The sequence below is a fragment of the Mesorhizobium sp. B3-1-6 genome, assembly GCF_006439555.1.
In the GTDB taxonomy this organism is placed as follows: Bacteria; Pseudomonadota; Alphaproteobacteria; order Rhizobiales; family Rhizobiaceae; genus Mesorhizobium.
On sequence record NZ_VFTM01000024.1, the window covers coordinates 34,568 to 55,017 of the forward strand.

Below are 20,450 nucleotides of genomic sequence, written 5' to 3' on the forward strand. Positions count from 1 at the left end.
GGCGATTCCGCCCCTGCCGTAATGAACAATCGCGTGGGCCAAGTCGGCCCTGGCAAGCCGGCCCTGGGGAGTCTTACGCAATTCCGGACGGACAGCTACGGCGAAACCGCCGAGCCTAACGCTGCGCACCTTTCCTGGAATTGCTTTACACACCCAGCGACTTCAGCTTGCGGTGGAGCGCCGAGCGTTCCATGCCGATGAACTCGGCCGTCTTCGAGATGTTGCCGCCGAAGCGGTTGATCTGGGCGATCAGATAGTCCTTCTCGAATTGCTCGCGGGCCTCGCGCAACGGCAGCGCCATGATGTGCTGGTCCGACTGGTTGGGCGTGCGTGGCATCACGTCGCCGATCTCGGAGGGCAGAAGATCGGCGGTGATCGGCGCATCGGCCTCTTCGCCGCGCGCCAGAATCATCAATCGCTCGACATTGTTGCGCAGTTGGCGAACATTGCCCGGCCAGTTATGCGCCTGCAGCACGGCCAGCGCATCGTCGCCGATGCGGCGCGGCTTGATGCCGGCCTGGCGCGCGATCTGCTTCATGAAATTGTCGACGAGATAGGGAATGTCCTCGCGCCGCTCGGCGAGCCCCGGCACGATGACCGGAACCACCGCCAGGCGATGGTAAAGGTCCTCGCGGAAGCGGCCGTCGGCGATCATCGCTTCGAGATTCTGCGAGGTCGAAGAGATGATGCGGACATCGACCTTGACGCGCTTGGTGCCGCCTACCCGCTCGAATTGCTGCTCGACCAGCACGCGCAGGATCTTGTTTTGTGTTTCGCGCGGCATATCGGCGACTTCGTCGATGTAGAGGATGCCGCGATGCGCCTCTTCCAGCGCGCCGACCTTGCGCTCGGTGCCGTTCGATTCTGTACCGAACAGCTCGATCTCCATGCGTTCGGGCGTGATGGTGGCCGCGCTCAGCGTCACGAACGGACCGGTCTTGCGCGACGAAAGCGTGTGGATGGCGCGCGCCGTCAGTTCCTTGCCGGAGCCTGAGGGACCGACGATCATGACGCGGCTGTTGGTGGGCGCGACGCGCTCGATGGTCTGCCGCAGCTGGCTCATCGCCGACGACATGCCGATCAGGTCGAAGGTCTCGCCGCTGCGCTGCTTGAGGTCGGAAACCTCACGCCGCAGCTTGGACGTCTCCAGCGCGCGCTCCGCGACCAGGATGAGGCGATCGGCCTTGAACGGCTTCTCGATGAAGTCGTACGCGCCGCGCCGGATGGCTGACACCGCCGTCTCGATGTTGCCGTGGCCGGAAATCATCACCACAGGCATGTTCGGGTGCATGGTCTTGATCTCGTCGAGCAACGCCAGGCCGTCGAGGCGCGAACCCTGTAGCCAGATGTCGAGGAAAATCAGCCGCGGCGCGCGATCGGCGATCGCCGCGAGCGCGCTGTCGGCATCATGCGCCGTGCGTGTTTCATGACCCTCGTCGCTCAGGATACCGGCGACAAGTTCGCGGATGTCTTCCTCGTCATCGACGATAAGAATGTCAGACGCCATTACCGACCTTTTCAGTTTCTCTTTCGTGTTCGCTTCGACCTTCACCGCGTGGCGGCGCGGCTACGATCATCGCCGGGGGCAGGATGATCGAGATCATCGCGCCCCGGCCGCCATGGAAATCCGCTGGCGCGTCGTGCAATTCGAGACGGCCGCCATGGTCTTCCACGATCTTCTTGACGATAGCGAGACCAAGCCCGGTGCCCTTCTCGCGTGTCGTCATATAGGGCTCGAGAAGCCTTTGGCGATTCTCGCGCGGCAGCCCCTTGCCGTTATCGATAACGTCGATTCGTATGGCGCCATCTTGGCGCCCGGCCTGAATCCGGATTGTGCCGTCCGAACGGTCCTGCGCATCAAGTCCGTCGATCGCCTCGGCCGCGTTCTTGATGACGTTGCCGAAGGCCTGCGCCATGAGGCGGCTGTCGAAAGTGCCTTTCAACGGCTCGCTGCCGAAATCTCGTTCGAAGGCGATGTCGGAGCGGCTGACCTCGACCAGGAAAGACGCCTCGCGCAGCGATTCACGCAGGTCGATAGCCTTCATCTCGGGCTTCGGCATGCGGGCAAAGGCCGAGAATTCGTCGACCATGCGGCCGATGTCCTCGACCTGGCGGATGATGGTATCGGTGCACTGGTCGAAGACCTCCCGGTCCTCGGTGATGACCTTGCCGTAGCGGCGCTTGATGCGCTCGGCCGAAAGCTGGATCGGCGTCAGCGGGTTCTTGATCTCATGCGCGATGCGCCGCGCGACGTCGGCCCAGGCCGACGAGCGCTGCGCCTGGACGAGATCGGTGATGTCGTCGACCGTGACCACATAGGATTTCTCTTCCTCGCCGTCGTCAGCGGCTTCTACGGTGACCTGGACATTGAAGGTGCGCTCCAGACCGCTGCGGAAGAAGGTCACCTGCTCGCGATAGACCGGCTTGCCGGACTGCCGCCCGATCTCGAAGACGCGGCCGACAAGCGGCAGGACCGCCGAAAGGTTCTGGCCGAGCGTCGCATTTGCCGAAATCGCCAGCATGGTTTCGGCCGAGCGATTGACGATGGTGATGATGCCGTAAGGGTCGACGCCAATGACGCCGGCGGTGACGCCGGCCAGCACGGCCTCGGAGAAGCGCCGCCGCTCGTCGATCAGATCCTTGGCCGAGAGCAGCTCGTTGCGCTGCGATTTGAGCTCCAGGATCATGTTGTTGAAGGTCTCGCCGAGCGAGGCGACGTCGCCATCGGACTGGCGCACCGGAACGGCAGCGTCGAGATTGCCGGTCGCCACCTCGTCAGCGGCGCCGATCAGCTGGCGGATCGGCCGCACGATCCGGTCGGCGACCGCGATGCCGGTCCAGATAGCCGAGAGCGTGATGATCAGCGTGAGCGACAGATAGGGCAGCGCGAAGGCGACCTGCGAGGTCCGGCGGTTGTCCTCGAGATTGCGGTATTCGTCGGTGTTGGACCTGACGATCTGGCGCGCCTTGATCACGTCGGGATCGACGAGCCGGATCGTATACAGGTAAAGCCCTTCGATCTCCCGCAGCTTGATGATGGCGCCCATGATGTTGCGGGTGCGCGGCTCGATCAGCACCGGCTTGCCGTCGGACGCGGTGTCGACAGCGCCCGAGGGCGGCTCTGGCATGGGAAAGTCGGCGTCGGTCTTGGCGTTCATGACGAACGAGCCATCCGGCTTGATCAGGGCCGCATGCGCCAGTCCGCGCCCGACGGCTTCCTTGTTCAACAGGTCGAGGAAACCGCCTCGGTCGAGGCCGTAGAGCGTGCGCGAGGCGTCGAGATCGTATGCCATGGACAATGTCGTGCCCTGCAGGTTGCGCGCGTTCTCCTGCACATAGGCGTCGGCAATCGACAGCGACGAGTTGACGATCGTCTTGGTGCGGATTTCGAACCAGCGGTCGAGGCCGATGTCGAGCGTGATCGAGGCGATGATCGCCACCATGATGGCCGGAATGGCGGCAACCAGCGCGAACATGGCGACGATGCGCACATGCAGCCGCGAGGCGGCCCTGCCGTGGCGCCGCGCCAGGACGATGCGGCGCACCTCGCGGGCGATCAAGGCGATGAGGAACAGGACAAAAACGGCATTGGCCGCGATCAAGGCCCAAGTCGCGTGGGCCGTCGGCGCGATCGGTGTTGCGCCGACGAGGATCGCGAACGAGATCGCCGCCGTGACCATCGCGCCGGCAATCGCGACCACGCCGGGCAACGCCAGCAACCGTCGCCCGTCGCGCGCGCCGGTCTGGTTGAAAAGCGGTTGGTTCAGGGTCGGAGCCTCAGCTGCCATGTCGCGGTACAGAGTCGATCATCGCGTCGGATGTATGCAACGCATTGTGGCGATTATGCAACAAGTGTGGCCGGGAAGATAATCTTTCCCAGACAAAATTCACCGAAGGGACGAGGTGACGCTACGGCTGCCTGGCCGATTTGTAGACGTTGACGCCGAGTTCGCGGATCTTCTTGCGCAGCGTGTTGCGGTTGAGCCCCAAAAGTTCCGCCGCCTTGATCTGGTTGCCGCGTGTCGCCGTCATCGAAGCCAGCACCAGCGGATACTCGACCTCGGCAAGAATGCGCTGGTAGAGCCCGGCCGGCGGCAGTTCGCCGGCGAAGGAGGCGAAATATCGCTGCAGGTAGTGCTCGACCGCCTGGCCGATCGACAGATCGTCGGGGATGAGCGCGCCGCCGTCGGGCACGACCGGCCTTTCGCCGGTTTTCAGCTCGGATTCGATGATTTCCGACGAAATTTCGTCCTGCGAGTAGAGGGCGGCCAGCCGGCGCACCAGGTTTTCCAACTCGCGCACGTTGCCCGGCCAGGGGTAGCGCTTCATGAGCTCGATGCCGCCGGACGAAATGCGCTTGGTCTGCAAGCCCTCGCTGGCGCCCTGCTTGAAGAAGTGCCGCACCAGATCGGGGATGTCCTCGGAACGCTCGCGCAGCGCCGGCAGCCTCAGCGGCACGACATTGAGGCGATAGAACAGGTCCTCGCGGAAGAGGCCCTGGTTGATGAGCGTGCGCAGATCCTTGTTTGTAGCCGCGACGATACGCACGTCGGTCTTGATCGGCGTGCGGCCGCCGACCGTAGTGTATTCGCCCTGCTGCAGCACGCGCAGCAGCCGGGTCTGCGCTTCCATCGGCATGTCGCCGATCTCATCGAGGAACAGCGTGCCGCCCTCGGCCTGTTCGAAACGGCCGCTGGAGCGGTTCTGTGCCCCGGTGAAGGCGCCCTTCTCGTGGCCGAACAGTTCCGATTCGATCAGGTCGCGCGGAATCGCCGCCATGTTGATGGCCACGAACGGGCCGCCGCGGCGGCGGCCATATTCATGCAGCGCGCGCGCCACCAGCTCCTTGCCGGTGCCTGACTCGCCGCTGATCATGACCGTGAGGTCGGTCTGCATCATGCGCGCCAGCATGCGGTAGATATCCTGCATGGCGGCGGAGCGACCAACCAGCGGCATCGTCTCCGGCTGGTCTTCCGCGCGGGCATCGAGCTTCGGCCGCTTCGGCTCGGCCAGCGCCCGGTTGACGATGTTGAGCAGCTCCGTCAGGTCGAACGGCTTCGGCAGATATTCGTAGGCGCCGGTCTCGGAGGCGCGGATGGCGGTCATGAACGTGTTTTGCGCGCTCATGACGATGACCGGCAGCTCGGGCCGCGCCTTCTTGATACGCGGCAGCATGTCGAAGGCGTTTTCGTCCGGCATCACCACATCGGTGATGACGAGATCGCCCTCGCCCGCCGCGACCCAGCGCCACAGCGTCGAGGCGTTGGAGGTGACGCGCACCTCGTGGCCGACCCGCGACAGCGCCTGGTTGAGCACGGTGCGGATGGCCGCATCGTCGTCGGCGACGAGAATATTGCCGCGAGCGGTCATGTGCGGTCTCCTTCAGCTTCCTCGCCTGCGCCGGGCGCGGTCTCCTTCCAGGCCGGAAGCAGGATGCGGAATGTCGTCCCGCGCGGCGTCGAATCGCATTCGATGATGCCGCCATGCTCGCCGACGATCTTGGCTACCAGCGCCAGCCCAAGTCCTGAGCCATTGGGCTTGGTGGTGATGAACGGATCGAACAGGATCGGCAGGATGTCCTCGGAGACGCCGGGCCCGTTGTCATGCACGCAGAACTCCAGCGGCAACGAGACGCGGTCCTGCGTGCCGGGCACGGAAACGCGGATGCCAGGGCGGAAAGCCGTCGAGAGCATGATCTCGCCCTGCGGGTCGGCGCCGATCGCCTCGGCGGCGTTCTTCACCAGATTGAGGAAGACCTGGATCAGTTGGTCGCGATTGGCGAAGACCGGAGGCAATGATGGATCATATTCCTCCAAGATCTTGATCCGCCTTGCAAAACCATTCTTGGCAATCGCCTTCACATGATCGAGCACGACGTGGATGTTGACCGGATAGCGCTCGATCGGCCGCTCGTCGGAAAACACCTCCATGCGGTCGACCAACGAGACGATGCGGTCAGTCTCGTCGGTGATCAGGCGGGTCAGCGCGCGGTCCTCGTCGGAAGCGGAAAGCTCGAGTAGCTGGGCGGCGCCGCGGATGCCGGAGAGCGGGTTCTTGATCTCATGCGCCAGCATGGCGGCCAGGCCAGTGACGGAGCGCGCAGCACCCCGATGCGTCATCTGGCGGTCGATCTTGTCGGCCATCGACCGTTCCTGGAACATGACCACGATCGAGCCGGGAAACTCCGGCACCGGCGCGACATAGAGGTCGACCATCTTCTCGATGCCGAGGCGCGGCGACGAGACGTCGACGCGGTATTCGTTGACCGGCGCGCGGCGTTCGCGCACCTGGTCGACCAGCGTCAGCAACGGGCTGCCGAAGGGCACCAGCTTGGACAGCGTGTTGCGGGCGAGCATGGTCGCGCTGGAGCGGAAGAAGTCCTCGGCATCGGCATTGGCAAAAGTGATAAAGCCGTCGAGGTCGACCATGATGACCGGGCGGCGGATGGTGTTGAGCACGATATTGGCGGCATCCGCCATATCGGCCGGCTGGGGAACGTTGGCCTTCATGCCGCGCTCCGCAGGCTGATCGAGGACAAGCTGTCAGTGAACGCGCGGCGCAGCTCGGCGACGACTTCCCGCGGGTCGAAGGAAGTCAGAATGCGTTTGCGCTGCTCGGCTGAAACATCGGCCGTATGGCGGTCAAGATACCAGTCGAGATGCTTGCGCGCCTGGCGCAGGCCGCTTTCGATACCGTAGAGCGAGAGCATGTCCTCGTAGTGGGACACGACGTAGTCGGCGAGCGCCCGCGGCATGCGCGGAATTGCTTGCGCGCTTGCACCGGCGGCGGTTGTGGCAATGTCGCCGGCGATCCATGGTGCGCCATAGTGCGCGCGGCCGATCATCACCGCGTCTGCTCCGGACTGTTCGAGGATTGTCGCCGCCTCTTCCGGCGAGCCGACATCGCCATTGGCCACCACGGGTATCGATACAGCTTCCTTGACGCGCGCGATGGCGCGCCAATCGGCCTTGCCCTGGTAGAACTGGCAGCGCGTGCGGCCATGCACTGTCACCATCTTGACCCCGGCCTGTTCGGCGCGGCGGGCCAGCATCGGCGCGTTGAACGCGCTTTCGTCCCAGCCGAGCCGCATCTTGACCGTCACCGGCACCGAGACGGCGCCGACCACTGCCTCGATCAGCGACAGCGCATGGTCGAGGTCGCGCATCAGTGCCGAACCGGCATAGCCGCCGGTCACCTTCTTCGCAGGGCAGCCCATGTTGATGTCGATGATATCGGCGCCCTCGCCCGCCGCTATGCGCGCGCCCTCGCCCATATGGATAACCTCGCGGCCGGCCAACTGAACCATATGCACCGGCAGGCCGGAATGGCGGATGCGCAGGTCGCAGCCGGCCCTGCCCTTGGCCAGTTCGCCGCTTGCCACCATTTCCGACACGACCAGCCCCGCGCCATGCGCGTGGGCGCGCTGCCGGAACGGCTCGTCGGTGATGCCCGACATCGGCGCCAGGAAAACGCGATTGCGGATTCTCACGCCGCCGACATCGAGTGGCGATGCCAAAGTGGTCAGTTCAACCATGCACAAAAACCAAGCATGTTCAATCGTTGCACATTCTCTAGCCAGAAGTGTGGCATTGTGCAACGCGCAATGACGTCACATTAAGGCGCATTTTGGAAAATGCTGGCCTTCGGCCATCACGCCGACTAGGACCGATCGGAATGAGCGAGGCAAGCGAAAAGCAAGCGGCGGGCCCAAGCGGTGGGATCGGGGTGGTGATCGTCGCCGCCGGACGCGGCGCGCGCGCCGGACAGGCCGACGGTCCGAAGCAATATCAGCGCATCGGCGGCCGTGCCGTCATCGCGCATACATTGGATATCTTCCTCTCGCATCCAATGATCGGCCCGGTGGTCGTGGCGATCCATGCCGACGATGCCGAACTCTTCCAACGCGCGGCCGAGGCGCATGGCGATCGTCTTGTCGCCGTGATCGGCGGCCCTTCGCGCCAGGCTTCCGTCCGGCTCGGCCTCATGGCGCTGAGGGACCAGGCACCCGCAAAAGTGCTGGTGCACGATGCCGTACGCCCGTTCGTCGACGCCGGGCTGATCGACCGCACCATCGAGGCGATCGGCGAGCGCCAGGGCGCGCTGCCGGCGCTGCCCGTCGCCGATACGCTGAAGCGGGAATCGGCTGCCGGCATGATCGATGAGACGGTGTCGAGAGCCGGCCTTCATGCGGCGCAGACGCCGCAGGGCTTTCCGTTCTGGCCGCTGCTCGCCGCGCACGAAAAGGCGCATCATCTGGGGAAAACGGAATTCACCGACGACGCGGCGATCGCCGAATGGGCGCAGATACCGGTCAAGATCGTTCCGGGATCGCCGGACAACGTCAAACTCACCTGGGCAAGGGATATTGCATTGGCCGACCAGCGGCTCTTGAGCGCGCAGCATCGCTTCCCTGATATTCGCACCGGCAATGGCTACGACGTGCATGCCTTCGAGCCCGGCGACCATGTAACGCTCTGTGGCGTCGCCATTCCCTACGAGCGAAAACTGTCCGGCCATTCGGACGCCGATGTCGGGCTGCATGCGCTGACCGACGCGTTGCTTGCCACCTGCGGCGCCGGCGACATAGGCACGCATTTCCCGCCGTCCGACCCGCAATGGAAGGGAGCGGCCTCGAAGATCTTCGTCGAGCATGCGGCAAAGCTGGTGCGCGAGCGTGGCGGCCGCATCGCCAATGCCGACATCACGTTGATCTGCGAGGCGCCGCGCGTCGGGCCGCATCGCGCGGCGATGACGGAGGCGCTTTCGGCCATGCTTGGTATCGCGCGCGAGCGCATTTCGATCAAGGCGACAACCAACGAGAAGCTGGGCTTTGTCGGGCGTGGCGAAGGCATCGCCGCGATCGCCACCGCCAGCGTCGTCTACCCGGGAGAGGTGCCGGCATGAGCAACGCCGAACTCGCTATCGCTTTGCTCCAGGCCTGTCAGCAGCGCAGCATCATGCTGGCGACGGCCGAAAGCTGCACCGGCGGCCTGATCATCGCGGCGCTGACCGACATCGCCGGGTCCTCCGCGGTGGTCGATCGCGGCTTCGTCACCTATTCCAACGAAGCCAAGATGGAGATGCTCGGCGTTTCCGCCGCCACGCTTGAGGCGCGTGGCGCGGTCTCGCGCGAGACGGTGCTTGAGATGGCGGCAGGCGCGCTGGCGCATTCGCAAGCCAGCCTCTCGCTCGCCGTCACGGGCATTGCCGGTCCGGGCGGCGGCTCGACGGACAAGCCGGTCGGCCTTGTCTGGTTCGGGACCGCGCTTGCCGGACAGCCGATCGTCGCGGAGCGGCAGTTGTTCGGCCAAAAGGGCCGTGAATTCATCCGGCACGAGACGGTGCGACACGCGCTGCAACTCGGACTGCGCGCGCTCGGTGAGCGTTAGGCTTGCTTCACCCCATAGATGACGTCTGCCCGTTTCTCGAAGGCTTCCGAGAACATGCGGAAGGCGCGATCGAACATCGTGCCCATCACCGCGCCCAGGATGCGGCTCTTGAATTCGTAGTCGATGAAGAAATGCACCTCGCAGCCGCTGCCAGCGGGATCGAAGCGCCAGATATTGCTGAGATATTTGAACGGACCGTCGATGTATTTGACATCGATGGCATGCTCGGCCGGATTGAGCAGCACCTGCGTGGTAAAGGTCTCGCGGATCGCCCTGTAGCCGATGCTCATGTCGGCAACCAGGATGGTGCGGCCGTCGCGCTCCTTGCGAGAGCGCACGGTGAGCGACTCACAGAGCGGCAGGAATTGCGGGTAAGCCTCGATGTCCGCAACCAGCGCGAACATCTCTTGCGGCGTGTGCGCGACGCGGCGTGTCGCCTCGAATTTCGGCATTGAAGGTCAGCTGGCCTTCGCGAGCTGCGCCTCGCGCGCCGCGCGCAACCTGGCGAAATCCTCGCCGGCGTGATGCGAGGAGCGGGTCAGCGGGCTCGAAGCCATCAGAAGGAAGCCCTTGGTCTTGCCTATCGTCTCATAGGACTTGAACTCGTCCGGCGGGATGAAGCGGATCACCGGATGGTGCTTCTTCGAGGGCTGCAGGTACTGGCCGATGGTCATGAAGTCGACATTGGCCGAACGCAGATCGTCCATCAATTGCAGCACCTCGTTCCGCTCCTCGCCGAGGCCGACCATGATGCCGGATTTGGTGAAGATCGACGGGTCGAGTTCCTTGACCCGCTGCAAAAGCCGGATCGAATGGAAATAACGCGCGCCGGGACGGACCGTCAGGTAATTCGACGGCACGGTTTCGAGATTATGGTTGAAGACGTCGGGCTTGGCCGCGACGACGATCTCCAGCGCGCCGTCCTTGCGCAGGAAGTCGGGCGTCAGGATCTCGATCGTCGTCGAGGGCGTCGCCGCGCGGATGGCGCGGATGACGTCGGCGAAATGCTGCGCGCCGCCATCGGCCAGGTCATCGCGATCGACGGACGTGATGACGACGTGGCTCAGCCCCATCTGCTTGACGGCGTGCGCGACCCGCGCCGGCTCATCCGCATCGAGCGCGGTCGGGATACCGGTCGCGACATTGCAGAAGGCGCAGGCGCGAGTGCAGATCTCGCCCATGATCATGAAGGTGGCGTGCTTCTTGTCCCAGCACTCGCCGATATTCGGGCAGCCGGCCTCCTCGCACACCGTCACCAGCTTGTGCGACTTCACGATCTCGCGCGTTTCGGCATAGCCCTTGGAAACCGGCGCCTTGACGCGGATCCAGTCGGGCTTGCGCAACACCTCCTGGTCGGGCCGGTGCGCCTTCTCGGGATGCCGCGGGCGCGGCCGGTTGGCGATCGTGTCTACGACTGTGACCATCTCAAACCCTTCGCGGCCGCGATTTCGCCAGCCACCTGTCTTTCGTCATCTAGGACTTTTCGAGGCAAAGAAAAAGGCCGTGGCAGCGCATGCCGCCACAGCCTTTTCGCATAGCGGTTCAGCGGCGAACGAGCCGTCCGACGAAGATCAGCAGGCAGGCACCTATGAAGCCGGTGATCAGATAGGCCACCCAGCCGGCACCGAAGGCCCCGATATTGAGGGCCTGCAGGATCGCGTTCAGCACCACGGCGCCGACAATGCCCATGATGATGTTCATGACGATGCCGGTGTTGCTCTTCATGACCATCTCGGCGAACCAGCCCGCCAGACCGCCGACGATGATGGCTGTAATCCAGCCGACGCCATTCATATGCATATGCCAATTCCTCCTCGATCAGGTGAAGATGCATCCGGATACGAACTGCCTTGCCGTCAGCTTTCTCCGGCTGCCGCGAGTGAGTCTCGCCCGACCAATTTAGCATGGATTGACCGTCTATCACCGATTGGTGATCTGTCACCGGTTGGTGACTTGTCATGCGTTCAAAACGCGGCCATAGGCGTCGAGCACGCTCTCCTTCATCATTTCCGACAACGTCGGATGCGGGAAGATCGTGTGCATCAGCTCTTCCTCGGTGGTCTCCAGGTTCATCGCCACGACAAAACCCTGGATGAGCTCGGTCACCTCGGCACCGACCATATGCGCGCCGAGAAGCTGGCCCGTCTTCTTGTCGAAGATGGTCTTGACGAAGCCCTGATCCTCGCCGAGCGCGATGGCCTTGCCGTTGGCGCTGAAGGGGAAGCGGCCGACGCGGATATCCTTGCCTTCAGCCTTGGCCTTGGCTTCCGTCAAGCCAACGGACGCAACCTGCGGGCTGCAATAGGTGCAGCCGGGGATCTTCAGCTTGTCGGTGGCATGCACGCCCGGAAAATTGGCTATTTTCTCGATGCAGACGACGCCTTCATGCTCGGCCTTGTGGGCAAGCATCGGCGGTCCGGCAACGTCGCCGATGGCGTAGACGCCGGGCACATTGGTCTTGCCGTAGCCATCGACGGCGACGCAGCCGCGGTCCGTCTTCACGCCGAGCGCTTCCAGGCCAAGATTTTCGATGTTGCCCTGCACGCCGACGGCAGAGATCATCCGGTCGGCGGTGATCTTCTCGACCTTGCCGTCCTTCATCTCGACATGCGCGGTGACCGAATTGGCGCCCTTTTCGACCTTGGTCACCTTGGCCTCGAGGAGTATCTTCATCCCCTGCTTCTCGAACTGCTTTTGCGCGAATTTCGAGACCTCGGCGTCCTCGACCGGCATCACCGCCGGCAGCAGCTCGACCACCGTCACATCGGCGCCCATGGTGCGGTAGAAGGAAGCGAATTCGATGCCGATGGCGCCCGAACCCATCACCAGCAGCGATTTCGGCATTTCCTTCGGCACCATCGCCTCGAAATAGGTCCAGATCAGCTTGCCGTCCGGCTCGATGCCGGGCAGCGCGCGCGGCCTTGCGCCGGTCGCGAGAATAATGTGCTTGGCAGCGTAGGTGCCCTCGCCCTTGACGCCTTTCGGCACCGGCGGCTGCGGCTCCATCGCCTTTTTCGCGGTCTTCGAAACGACGACCTCGCCCGGTTTGTCACCGGCAGGGGCCTTCGAAAGCTTCGCCTCGCCCCAGATCACGTCGACCTTGTTCTTCTTCATCAGGAAGCCGACGCCGGTGTTCAGCCTGAGCGACACTTTTCGCGAACGGTCGACCACGGCTGATGTGTCGGGGCTGACCTTGCCGCCTTCGAGCTTCAGGCCGTAGTCCTTGAGGTGGTCGGAATAATGCATGATCTCGGCCGAGCGCAGCAGCGCCTTGGTCGGGATGCAGCCCCAGTTCAGGCAGATGCCGCCAAGATGCTCGCGCTCGACGATCGCCGTCTTGAAGCCGAGCTGGGCGGAACGCACCGCCGTGACATAGCCGCCGGGACCTGAGCCGATGATGATGACGTCGTAGGATTCAGCCACGGGTTTTCTTTCTAAGGGTTAGAGTGAGAGCATGATGCGCACGAGCGGCGCCAGAGCCCGGCCGATCCGCCGCGTGTTTTCCGCATCGAGATGGACGCCGTCGAGCGGCGTGGTGGCAGCGACGGTGCCGGCATCGAAGAAGCCGCAGCCGGCCTCATCGGCAAGTGCCGAATATTGCGGCGCCAGCCGCTTGGAGGCGTCGTCGCCGCCGGCGAACATTTCCTTGAATTCCGCATTGTCGGTGCGCGTTACCGCCGGCGGAGCGACGATCAGGATCTGCGGCGTATCCCAGTCGAACGGATAGTCGTGGCCGCGCACGATATCGATCAGGCGCTGCATGCCCTGCTTGGCGGCGACCGGATTGCCGTGGATCCACGGCTTCATGTCGTTGGAGCCGAGCATGATGATGACGAGATCAAGCGGCGCATGGCTGGTCAGGACCGTCGGCAGGACGCGGGCGCCATTGCGGTCGGCGCCGGCCAGATGGTCGTCGAAGGCCGTGGTGCGGCCGTTGAGGCCTTCGGCGATGACCTCGACGTCGTCGCCGAGCTCAGCGCCAAGCACGCTCGGCCAGCGGTCTGCCAGCGCATGGCGGCCGAGGCTGGCGGCATCATAGCCCCAGGTCAGGGAGTCGCCGTAGCACAGAATTGTCTTCACGCCTTCGCCCCGCCTCTACCAAAACCTGTTCGGACATGCCCCACCCGCCAGCGCACGAAGAGCCACTGCACGATGATCGTGACGATGCCTGGCAATATCAGCCCGGCCACCATCGGCCCGTCGCGCTTCATCACATCCTTGCTGGCATCCGTATGGAGCACCATGCCGACCAGCAGGATGAGCAACACGGCGAACACGATCAGCGACCACTTTCCCGCCTTGGCGACGGCCATGACCGGATCGACCATGAACTGCGCCATGAAGAAGACGACAGTGGCGACAGCGGTCACCAGCACCGAGACCATGAAAACGACGATGTATTCTTCCTCGGCACCGGTGGCGACGGCGAGTTCCTGAGCCACCAGCCCGCCGGCGAAGCCGGAAAGGACGAAGGCGAAAAGGCTGGTGAAGAATTTCCGCACCGCCTTTTCCCTTCTTACACCAGCATGCCCATCGGGTTTTCGATCATGCGCTTGAAGGCGCCGAGCAGTTCGGCGCCAAGCGCGCCGTCGACCGCGCGGTGGTCGGTCGACAGCGTCACCGACATCACGGTGGCTACTCTGATCTCGCCCTTCTTCACCACCGCACGCTCCTCGCCGGCGCCGACCGCTAAAATCGTCGCATGCGGCGGGTTGATGACGGCGGCAAAGTCCTTGATGCCGAACATGCCCAGATTGGACACAGCGGTGGTGCCGCCCTGATACTCTTCCGGCTTCAACTTGCGGCTCCTGGCGCGGCTCGCCAGGTCCTTCATCTCGTTGGAGATGACCGACAGCGTCTTTTCATCCGCATGCCGGATGATCGGCGTGATCAGGCCGCCGGGGATCGACACCGCGACGCCGACATCGGCGTGCTTGTGCTTGACCATGGCGCTCTCGGTCCAGGAGGCATTGGCGTCCGGCACCGCCATCAGCGCCATCGCCATCGCCTTGATGACCATGTCGTTGACGGAGAGCTTGTAGGCCGGGGCTTCGCCCTTGTCGGTCTTCCTCATCGGGGCCGCGGCATTCAACTGCGTGCGCAGTGCCAAGAGCGCATCGAGCTCGCAGTCGAGCGTCAGATAGAAATGCGGGATGGTGGACTTCGCCTCGACCAGACGGCGCGCGATGGTCTTGCGCATGTTGTCGTGCGGGACAAGCTCGTAGGAGCCTTCGGCGAACAGCTTCAGCACCTGGTCGTCCGACATCGGCTTGGGTGCTGGCGCTGGAGCGGATGGAGCGCCGGCGGGCGCCTTCGCCGCCGGAGCGGCCTTGGCGCCGCCGGAAGCGATCGCCGCCTCGACGTCGACCTTCACCACGCGGCCATGGGGGCCGGTGCCTGTCACAGCGGACACATCGACGCCAGCATCCTTGGCGATGCGGCGAGCCAGCGGCGATGCGAAGGCGCGATCGCCGGCGGCGTGGCCGTTGGCGACGGGAGCCGGCTCGGCCTTCGCCGGCGCGGGCGCCGCCGCCGCCGCTGCTGGCTTGGGTGCTTCCTTGGGCGTTTCGGCTTTCGGGGCGTCCGCCTTCGGCGCTTCGGCCTTTGGCGCGGCGCTGCCGCCGCTCTTGGCAGCGGCCGCGGCATCCTCGCCTTCACCAGCCAAGATGGCGATCAACGCGTTGACCTTGACGCCTTCGGTACCGGCCGGAACCACCAGCTTGGCGACGGTGCCTTCGTCGACGGCCTCGACTTCCATCGTCGCCTTGTCGGTTTCGATCTCGGCGATCACGTCGCCCGGCGAAACCTTATCGCCTTCCTTGACCAGCCACTTGGAAAGATTGCCCTCTTCCATCGTGGGCGAGAGCGCCGGCATGGTGATGTTGATTGGCATGATGTCCTCCCGACCGGCTCAGCGATAAGTGACGGCTTTGACCGCCTCGACGACTTCGCCGACGTTTGGCAGCGCCAGCTTCTCGAGGTTCGCCGCATAAGGCATCGGCACGTCCTTGCCGGCAATGGTGATCACCGGCGCATCGAGGAAGTCGAAGGCGCGCTGCGAGACCTGGCTGGCGATGTGGTCGCCGACCGAGTTCTGCGGATAACCTTCTTCCACCACCACGAGACGGTTGGTCTTCTTCACCGAAGCGATGATCGTGTCGAAGTCGAGCGGCCGAATGGTCCTGAGATCGATGATCTCGGCATCGATGCCCATGCCGCGCAACTCGGCCTCCGCCTTGACCGCATAGGTCATGCCGATGCCGAAGGAGACGAGCGTGACGTCCTTGCCTTGCTTGTGGACACGTGCCTTGCCGATCGGCAGCACGAAGTCGTCGAGCTTCGGCACATCGAAGGAATGGCCGTAGAGGATCTCGTTCTCCAGAAAGATGACCGGGTTCGGATCACGGATCGCCGCCTTGAGCAGGCCCTTGGCGTCGGCGGCCGTGTAGGGCATCACCACTTTCAGGCCGGGGATATGGCTGTACCAGGCGGCATAGCACTGCGAATGCTGCGCGGCGACGCGGGCGGCCGCGCCGTTAGGACCGCGAAACACGATCGGCGCGCCCATCTGGCCGCCGGACATATAGAGCGTCTTGGCGGCCGAGTTGATGATCTGGTCGATCGCCTGCATGGCGAAGTTGAAGGTCATGAATTCGACGATCGGCTTCAACCCGGCCATCGCGGCGCCGACGCCGACGCCCGCAAAGCCATGCTCGGTGATGGGCGTGTCGACGACGCGCCGCGGCCCGAACTCCTGCAGCAGGCCTTGCGTGATCTTGTAGGCGCCTTGGTATTCGGCGACCTCCTCGCCCATGACGAAGACATCGCCGTCGCGGCGCATTTCCTCGGCCATCGCGTCACGGAGCGCTTCGCGCACTGTGGTGGAAACCATCTCGGTGCCGGCGGGAATATCCGGATCGGCGGCGATCTCCGCCTTCGGCGCGGCGGCGACCGGCGTGGCAGCGTCGCTCTTGGCCGCGGCGGGGGCCGGCGCCGGTGCGGCTTTTTCGGCCTTTCCGGGCTCTTCTTCACCGATGCCTTCACCGGTCTTGTCGACGTCCTCGCCGTCGACGGCAAGCACGGCGATGACCGCGTTGACCTTGACGCCTTCGCTACCGGCGGGAACCACGATCTTGGCGAGCGTGCCTTCGTCGACGGCTTCGACTTCCATCGTCGCCTTGTCGGTCTCGATCTCGGCGATGACGTCACCGGCGACGATCTTGTCGCCTTCGTTCTTCAGCCATTTGGAAAGATTGCCCTCTTCCATCGTCGGCGAGAGCGCGGGCATGAGAATTTCGATCGGCATGTCCTTGCCCTCTCCTTAGAGTACGATGTCGGTCCAGAGCTCGGACGGATCCGGCTCGGCGTCGTTCTGGGCGAATTCGGCGGCGTCGGCGACGATGTCGCGGACCTCCTTGTCGATGGTCTTGAGCTCGTCCTCGCTTGCCCACTTCTTGTCGAGCAGCCGCACCCGGACCTGCTCGATCGGGTCATGCTCGGAGCGCATCTTCTGCACTTCCTCCTTGGAGCGGTATTTTGCCGGGTCGGACATCGAATGGCCGCGATAGCGGTAGGTCTGCATCTCGAGAATGAGCGGACCGTTGCCGGACCGGCACCATTCGGTGGCCAGATCGGCCGCCGACTTCACGGCGCGGACGTCCATGCCGTCGACCTGGATGCCCGGGATCTTGAAGGAAGCGCCGCGATGCGAGAAGTCGGTCTCGGCCGACGAGCGCGACACGGACGTGCCCATGGCGTAGCGGTTGTTCTCGATGATGTAGATCACCGGCAGCTTCCACAGCGAGGCCATGTTGAAGCTTTCATAGACCTGGCCCTGGTTGGCGGCGCCGTCGCCGAAGTAGGTCAGCGAAACGTTCTTGTTTTCGCGGTAGCGGTTGGCGAAGGCGAGACCGGTGCCGAGCGACACCTGTGCGCCGACGATGCCATGGCCGCCATAGAAATGCTTCTCCTTGGAGAACATATGCATGGAGCCGCCCTTGCCCTTCGACAGGCCGCCGCGGCGCCCGGTGAGCTCGGCCATGACGCCGCGCGGCGACAGCTCCATCGCCAGCATGTGGCCATGGTCGCGATAGGCGGTGATCATCTGGTCGCCTTCGACAAGCGCCATCTTCATGCCGGTGACGACGGCCTCCTGGCCGATATAGAGGTGGCAGAAGCCACCGATGAAGCCCATGCCATAGAGCTGGCCGGCCTTCTCCTCGAAGCGGCGGATCAAAAGCATGTGCCGGTAGGCGGAAAGCTCTTCTTCCTTGGTGAAATCGGCCGGCTTGGGCGCTGACAGATTGGGCTGTTTGTCGGATCTGGATTTGGCGGGCGCTTTTTTGGCGGCGGTGGCCATGCGTCACTCCCTGTTGGCGTCTCTTCGCGGACATTCAGGGAGATCGATCGTCTCCCCACCGATTTGCGAGAAGCTAACACGCAAGAATGCATTGCGCCATGCTGAAAAATGCATGGCTGGCATGCATCTAAGCGATTAGAATCATTGAAAATAAAGACGATTAACCGAAATTCGGTTATTTAGTCGAGGCGGGCAGCATGATGGTGATTTCGTCGGGATGGGACAGATTGAGCGCCTTTCGGGCCTGCTCGTCAAGCATATCCTTCTCCAGCGTGCCTTCATGCATCAACTGGACACGACGCTCGAAATCGATCCGGCGCGCCTTCACGGCATCGAGCTGGGCCTGCAATTCAACCGCCCGGGCCTGCAGCCGATATTTGGAATAGATGCCGAATTCGCCGTGATAGGCATGGAAGCCGAAATAGGCCAGGAAGAGCACGCAAAGCGAGGGGATGATCAGCCTGCCGGTGTTTCTCTGCTTGTGCTGACGTGTCCACATGACCCGAACCCTCGCGGCCGCGAACGCAAGCGGCCATGAGTCGTATTTCGCCCGATTGTGCTTAATGGACGGTTACGGGCGGCTTTATCGAGGATCGTCGGAACGAAAAAGGGCGGGAATGACCCGCCCTTTTCAGACTGTTCGAACGGGCCGGATCAGCCCTTGACCACCGACTTGCCGGCGTAGCGCGCCTGCTTGCCGAGCTCTTCCTCGATGCGGATGAGCTGGTTGTATTTGGCGGTGCGGTCCGAGCGCGACAGGGAGCCGGTCTTGATCTGCCCGCAATTGGTGGCGACCGCGAGGTCGGCGATGGTCGAATCCTCGGTCTCGCCCGAGCGATGCGACATGACGGCGGTGTAGCCGGCCTTGTGCGCGGTCTCGACGGCATCGAGCGTCTCTGTCAGCGAGCCGATCTGGTTGACCTTGACCAGGATCGAATTGGCGACGCCCATGCGGATGCCGTCGCGCAGCCGCGCGGTGTTGGTGACGAAGAGATCGTCGCCGACGAGCTGGGTCTTCTTGCCGATCAGGTCGGTCAGGATCTTCCAGCCTTCCCAGTCGTCCTCCGCAAGGCCGTCCTCGATGGTGATGATCGGATAGTCGGCAGCGAGCTTGGCAAGGTACTTGGCCTGCGCCTTCGGATCGCGGGTCTTCTTCTCGCCCTCATAGACGTAGTTGCCGTCCTTGAAGAACTCGGTCGCCGCGCAATCGAGACCGAGGGCCACGTCCTCACCAGGCTTGAAGCCGGCCTTCTCGATCGATTCCATGATGAAATCGAGCGCCGAAGGCGCGCTCTTCAGGTTGGGAGCGAAGCCGCCCTCGTCGCCGACATTGGTGTTGTGGCCGGCATCCTTGAGCTTCTTGCGCAGCGTGTGGAAAATCTCCGAGCCCCAGCGCACGCCGTCGCGCAGCGTCGGCGCGCCGATCGGCAGGATCATGAATTCCTGGAAATCGATCGGATTGTCGGCATGCGCGCCGCCATTGATGATGTTCATCATCGGCACCGGCAGGATGTGCGCCTTGGTGCCGCCGACATAACGGTAGAGCGGCAGGCCCGCGGCTTCCGCCGCGGCCTTGGCGACCGCCAGCGACACGCCGAGGATGGCATTGGCGCCGAGGCGGCTCTTGTTCGGCGTCCCGTCGAGCTCGATCATCGTCTGGTCGATATGGATCTGGTTCTCGGCTTCCATGCCGCCGATCGCCTCGAACAGCTCGCCGTTCACCGCTTCGACGGCGCGCTGAACGCCCTTGCCGAGATAGCGCGGCCCGCCGTCCCGCACCTCAACCGCCTCATGCGCGCCGGTCGATGCGCCCGACGGCACAGCGGCGCGGCCCATCGAGCCGTCTTCCAGCACCACGTCGACCTCGACGGTCGGATTGCCACGGCTGTCCAGGATTTCACGCCCGACAATGTCGATGATGGCGGTCATTTGCGATGTCCCCGATTGATCGATTGAAGCGTCGCGCCCCTCTTAGCCAAAGCGGAGCAAAAGGCAATCGGCGGGGCAGCAATTATTGCCGCGGGCAAGAGTCACGAAGCGCAAATTTCTGTCATCATAAGTCATGCGCACTGCACGGCCTTCTCATCTATGGTCGCATTCGCGCGGGGCGAAACAGGAGGAGTTTCGCCATGTCCCAGTTGAGCGGTATCGTGAGTTTGTTCCTGATCGCGGCGGCGTTCCTGACGTCATGCGACGATCAGAAACCCCAGCAGAGTTCGGCGGAGCTATCGACTCTCAACGCAGCGGAGTAGGTAAACGTCAAAGGCCCCCGGCTTTATGTCGGGGGCCTTTCGATTTTCAGCTTGCCGATCGTGCGATCAATGCCAATAGGGCTTCACATGGTAATACTGGAATGAAGCATCGCGGGCGGCTTCGCCGTCGGCGCCGGTCAGCTCGTCGATCGAATATGCAGGCGCCGCCTGGAGCTGCTCCTTGGTGAACGGCACGACGTAGCCGCCTTGATCCTCGTCATAATCGAGCGTCGCCCACGGAACGGCGTGGTACTTCTCGCCCATGCCAAGAAAGCCGCCGAAACCGATGACAGCGAACATGATGCCGTTCGACATCTTGTCGAGCATCACGTCCTCGATGCTGCCGATGCTCTTGCCTTCGGTGTTGTAGACAGACGTGCCGATGACACGTGAGGCGGCGATGGCTTCGGTATGCCCGGACGGGGTGGTCATGATGGTTCTCCTCTCGTT

General features: G+C 63.6%; 19 protein-coding genes. 2 read left to right on the forward strand and 17 right to left on the reverse strand.

From position 1 onward, the window contains the following. Positions 1-145 precede the first annotated feature (145 nt). From FJ414_RS20860 to dusB, 5 genes are all read right to left on the reverse strand, one after another. The gene (locus FJ414_RS20860; RefSeq protein ID WP_140646227.1) at positions 146-1,507 is read right to left on the reverse strand and encodes a sigma-54 dependent transcriptional regulator; all 1,362 of its coding nucleotides are present in this window, start codon (positions 1,505-1,507) and stop codon (positions 146-148) included. Further along, complete coding sequence (locus FJ414_RS20865) at positions 1,497-3,788, reverse strand: PAS domain-containing sensor histidine kinase (protein ID WP_140646228.1); 2,292 nt, start codon at positions 3,786-3,788, stop codon at positions 1,497-1,499. The genes FJ414_RS20860 and FJ414_RS20865 overlap by 11 nt, the downstream gene beginning before the upstream one ends. A gap of 121 nt (positions 3,789-3,909) precedes the next feature. After that, on the reverse strand, positions 3,910-5,370 hold the full coding sequence (gene ntrC / locus FJ414_RS20870; protein WP_140646229.1) for a nitrogen regulation protein NR(I): 1,461 nt from the start codon (positions 5,368-5,370) through the stop codon (positions 3,910-3,912). Further along, on the reverse strand, positions 5,367-6,509 hold the full coding sequence (locus FJ414_RS20875; RefSeq protein WP_140646230.1) for a nitrogen regulation protein NR(II): 1,143 nt from the start codon (positions 6,507-6,509) through the stop codon (positions 5,367-5,369). The genes ntrC and FJ414_RS20875 overlap by 4 nt, the downstream gene beginning before the upstream one ends. After that, on the reverse strand, positions 6,506-7,534 hold the full coding sequence (gene dusB, locus FJ414_RS20880; RefSeq protein WP_140646231.1) for a tRNA dihydrouridine synthase DusB: 1,029 nt from the start codon (positions 7,532-7,534) through the stop codon (positions 6,506-6,508). Before dusB ends, FJ414_RS20875 begins: the two co-directional genes overlap by 4 nt. A 140-nt stretch (positions 7,535-7,674) precedes the next feature. Here dusB and FJ414_RS20885 point away from each other — a divergent pair, with 140 nt between their 5' ends. Further along, entirely contained in the window at positions 7,675-8,904 is a 1,230-nt protein-coding gene (locus tag FJ414_RS20885) for a bifunctional 2-C-methyl-D-erythritol 4-phosphate cytidylyltransferase/2-C-methyl-D-erythritol 2,4-cyclodiphosphate synthase (RefSeq protein ID WP_140646232.1), read from the forward strand. After that, positions 8,901-9,389: a CinA family protein gene (locus tag FJ414_RS20890; protein WP_140646233.1), complete on the forward strand. Its 489-nt coding sequence runs from the start codon at positions 8,901-8,903 to the stop codon at positions 9,387-9,389. The genes FJ414_RS20885 and FJ414_RS20890 overlap by 4 nt, the downstream gene beginning before the upstream one ends. Here the strand turns inward: FJ414_RS20890 and FJ414_RS20895 are convergent. The 12 genes from FJ414_RS20895 to FJ414_RS20950 form a co-directional block, all read right to left on the reverse strand. Continuing rightward, complete coding sequence (locus FJ414_RS20895; RefSeq protein ID WP_140646234.1) at positions 9,386-9,841, reverse strand: type II toxin-antitoxin system RatA family toxin; 456 nt, start codon at positions 9,839-9,841, stop codon at positions 9,386-9,388. The two genes, FJ414_RS20890 and FJ414_RS20895, sit on opposite strands and share 4 nt — an antisense overlap. A 6-nt stretch (positions 9,842-9,847) precedes the next feature. Next, positions 9,848-10,813 (reverse strand): lipoyl synthase, encoded by a 966-nt coding sequence (lipA, locus tag FJ414_RS20900; protein WP_140646235.1) that lies wholly within the window; start codon positions 10,811-10,813, stop codon positions 9,848-9,850. A 118-nt stretch (positions 10,814-10,931) separates the two neighbouring features. Then, positions 10,932-11,189: a GlsB/YeaQ/YmgE family stress response membrane protein gene (locus FJ414_RS20905; protein ID WP_140646236.1), complete on the reverse strand. Its 258-nt coding sequence runs from the start codon at positions 11,187-11,189 to the stop codon at positions 10,932-10,934. 156 nt (positions 11,190-11,345) lie between these two features. Then, complete coding sequence (gene lpdA / locus FJ414_RS20910; RefSeq protein WP_140646237.1) at positions 11,346-12,812, reverse strand: dihydrolipoyl dehydrogenase; 1,467 nt, start codon at positions 12,810-12,812, stop codon at positions 11,346-11,348. An 18-nt stretch (positions 12,813-12,830) separates the two neighbouring features. Beyond that, positions 12,831-13,469 carry an SGNH/GDSL hydrolase family protein gene (locus tag FJ414_RS20915; RefSeq protein ID WP_140646238.1) on the reverse strand — a complete coding sequence of 213 codons (639 nt, stop codon included), beginning with the start codon at positions 13,467-13,469 and terminating at the stop codon, positions 12,831-12,833. Continuing rightward, positions 13,466-13,891, reverse strand: coding sequence for a hypothetical protein (locus FJ414_RS20920; RefSeq protein WP_140646239.1), 426 nt, complete (start codon positions 13,889-13,891; stop codon positions 13,466-13,468). Before FJ414_RS20920 ends, FJ414_RS20915 begins: the two co-directional genes overlap by 4 nt. 14 nt (positions 13,892-13,905) lie before the next feature. Beyond that, entirely contained in the window at positions 13,906-15,282 is a 1,377-nt protein-coding gene (locus FJ414_RS20925) for a pyruvate dehydrogenase complex dihydrolipoamide acetyltransferase (protein WP_140646240.1), read from the reverse strand. 18 nt (positions 15,283-15,300) lie between these two features. Next, a complete protein-coding gene (locus FJ414_RS20930; RefSeq protein ID WP_140646241.1) occupies positions 15,301-16,695 on the reverse strand; it encodes a pyruvate dehydrogenase complex E1 component subunit beta in 1,395 nt (464 codons plus the stop codon). A gap of 15 nt (positions 16,696-16,710) precedes the next feature. Next, on the reverse strand, positions 16,711-17,748 hold the full coding sequence (gene pdhA / locus FJ414_RS20935; protein WP_140646242.1) for a pyruvate dehydrogenase (acetyl-transferring) E1 component subunit alpha: 1,038 nt from the start codon (positions 17,746-17,748) through the stop codon (positions 16,711-16,713). 175 nt (positions 17,749-17,923) lie between these two features. Continuing rightward, positions 17,924-18,247, reverse strand: coding sequence for a septum formation initiator family protein (locus FJ414_RS20940; protein WP_140646243.1), 324 nt, complete (start codon positions 18,245-18,247; stop codon positions 17,924-17,926). 155 nt (positions 18,248-18,402) lie between these two features. Next, positions 18,403-19,677 (reverse strand): phosphopyruvate hydratase, encoded by a 1,275-nt coding sequence (gene eno / locus FJ414_RS20945; RefSeq protein ID WP_140646244.1) that lies wholly within the window; start codon positions 19,675-19,677, stop codon positions 18,403-18,405. 389 nt (positions 19,678-20,066) lie between these two features. Further along, positions 20,067-20,432 carry a PRC-barrel domain-containing protein gene (locus FJ414_RS20950; protein ID WP_095818099.1) on the reverse strand — a complete coding sequence of 122 codons (366 nt, stop codon included), beginning with the start codon at positions 20,430-20,432 and terminating at the stop codon, positions 20,067-20,069. Positions 20,433-20,450 lie beyond the last annotated feature (18 nt).

Excerpts from the sequence above, each read along its gene's own strand:
- FJ414_RS20890 (WP_140646233.1), top strand. The coding sequence starts at position 8,901 with ATGAGCAACGCCGAACTCGCTATCGCTTTGCTCCAGGCCTGTCAGCAG.
- FJ414_RS20885 (WP_140646232.1), top strand. The coding sequence starts at position 7,675 with ATGAGCGAGGCAAGCGAAAAGCAAGCGGCGGGCCCAAGCGGTGGGATC.
- FJ414_RS20930 (WP_140646241.1), bottom strand. The coding sequence starts at position 16,695 with ATGCCGATCGAAATTCTCATGCCCGCGCTCTCGCCGACGATGGAAGAG.
- FJ414_RS20925 (WP_140646240.1), bottom strand. The coding sequence starts at position 15,282 with ATGCCAATCAACATCACCATGCCGGCGCTCTCGCCCACGATGGAAGAG.
- lipA (WP_140646235.1), bottom strand. The coding sequence starts at position 10,813 with ATGGTCACAGTCGTAGACACGATCGCCAACCGGCCGCGCCCGCGGCAT.
- pdhA (WP_140646242.1), bottom strand. The coding sequence starts at position 17,748 with ATGGCCACCGCCGCCAAAAAAGCGCCCGCCAAATCCAGATCCGACAAA.
- FJ414_RS20865 (WP_140646228.1), bottom strand. The coding sequence starts at position 3,788 with ATGGCAGCTGAGGCTCCGACCCTGAACCAACCGCTTTTCAACCAGACC.
- eno (WP_140646244.1), bottom strand. The coding sequence starts at position 19,677 with ATGACCGCCATCATCGACATTGTCGGGCGTGAAATCCTGGACAGCCGT.
- FJ414_RS20895 (WP_140646234.1), bottom strand. The coding sequence starts at position 9,841 with ATGCCGAAATTCGAGGCGACACGCCGCGTCGCGCACACGCCGCAAGAG.
- dusB (WP_140646231.1), bottom strand. The coding sequence starts at position 7,534 with ATGGTTGAACTGACCACTTTGGCATCGCCACTCGATGTCGGCGGCGTG.
- FJ414_RS20875 (WP_140646230.1), bottom strand. The coding sequence starts at position 6,509 with ATGAAGGCCAACGTTCCCCAGCCGGCCGATATGGCGGATGCCGCCAAT.
- FJ414_RS20905 (WP_140646236.1), bottom strand. The coding sequence starts at position 11,189 with ATGCATATGAATGGCGTCGGCTGGATTACAGCCATCATCGTCGGCGGT.
- FJ414_RS20940 (WP_140646243.1), bottom strand. The coding sequence starts at position 18,247 with ATGTGGACACGTCAGCACAAGCAGAGAAACACCGGCAGGCTGATCATC.
- FJ414_RS20860 (WP_140646227.1), bottom strand. The coding sequence starts at position 1,507 with ATGGCGTCTGACATTCTTATCGTCGATGACGAGGAAGACATCCGCGAA.
- FJ414_RS20950 (WP_095818099.1), bottom strand. The coding sequence starts at position 20,432 with ATGACCACCCCGTCCGGGCATACCGAAGCCATCGCCGCCTCACGTGTC.
- ntrC (WP_140646229.1), bottom strand. The coding sequence starts at position 5,370 with ATGACCGCTCGCGGCAATATTCTCGTCGCCGACGACGATGCGGCCATC.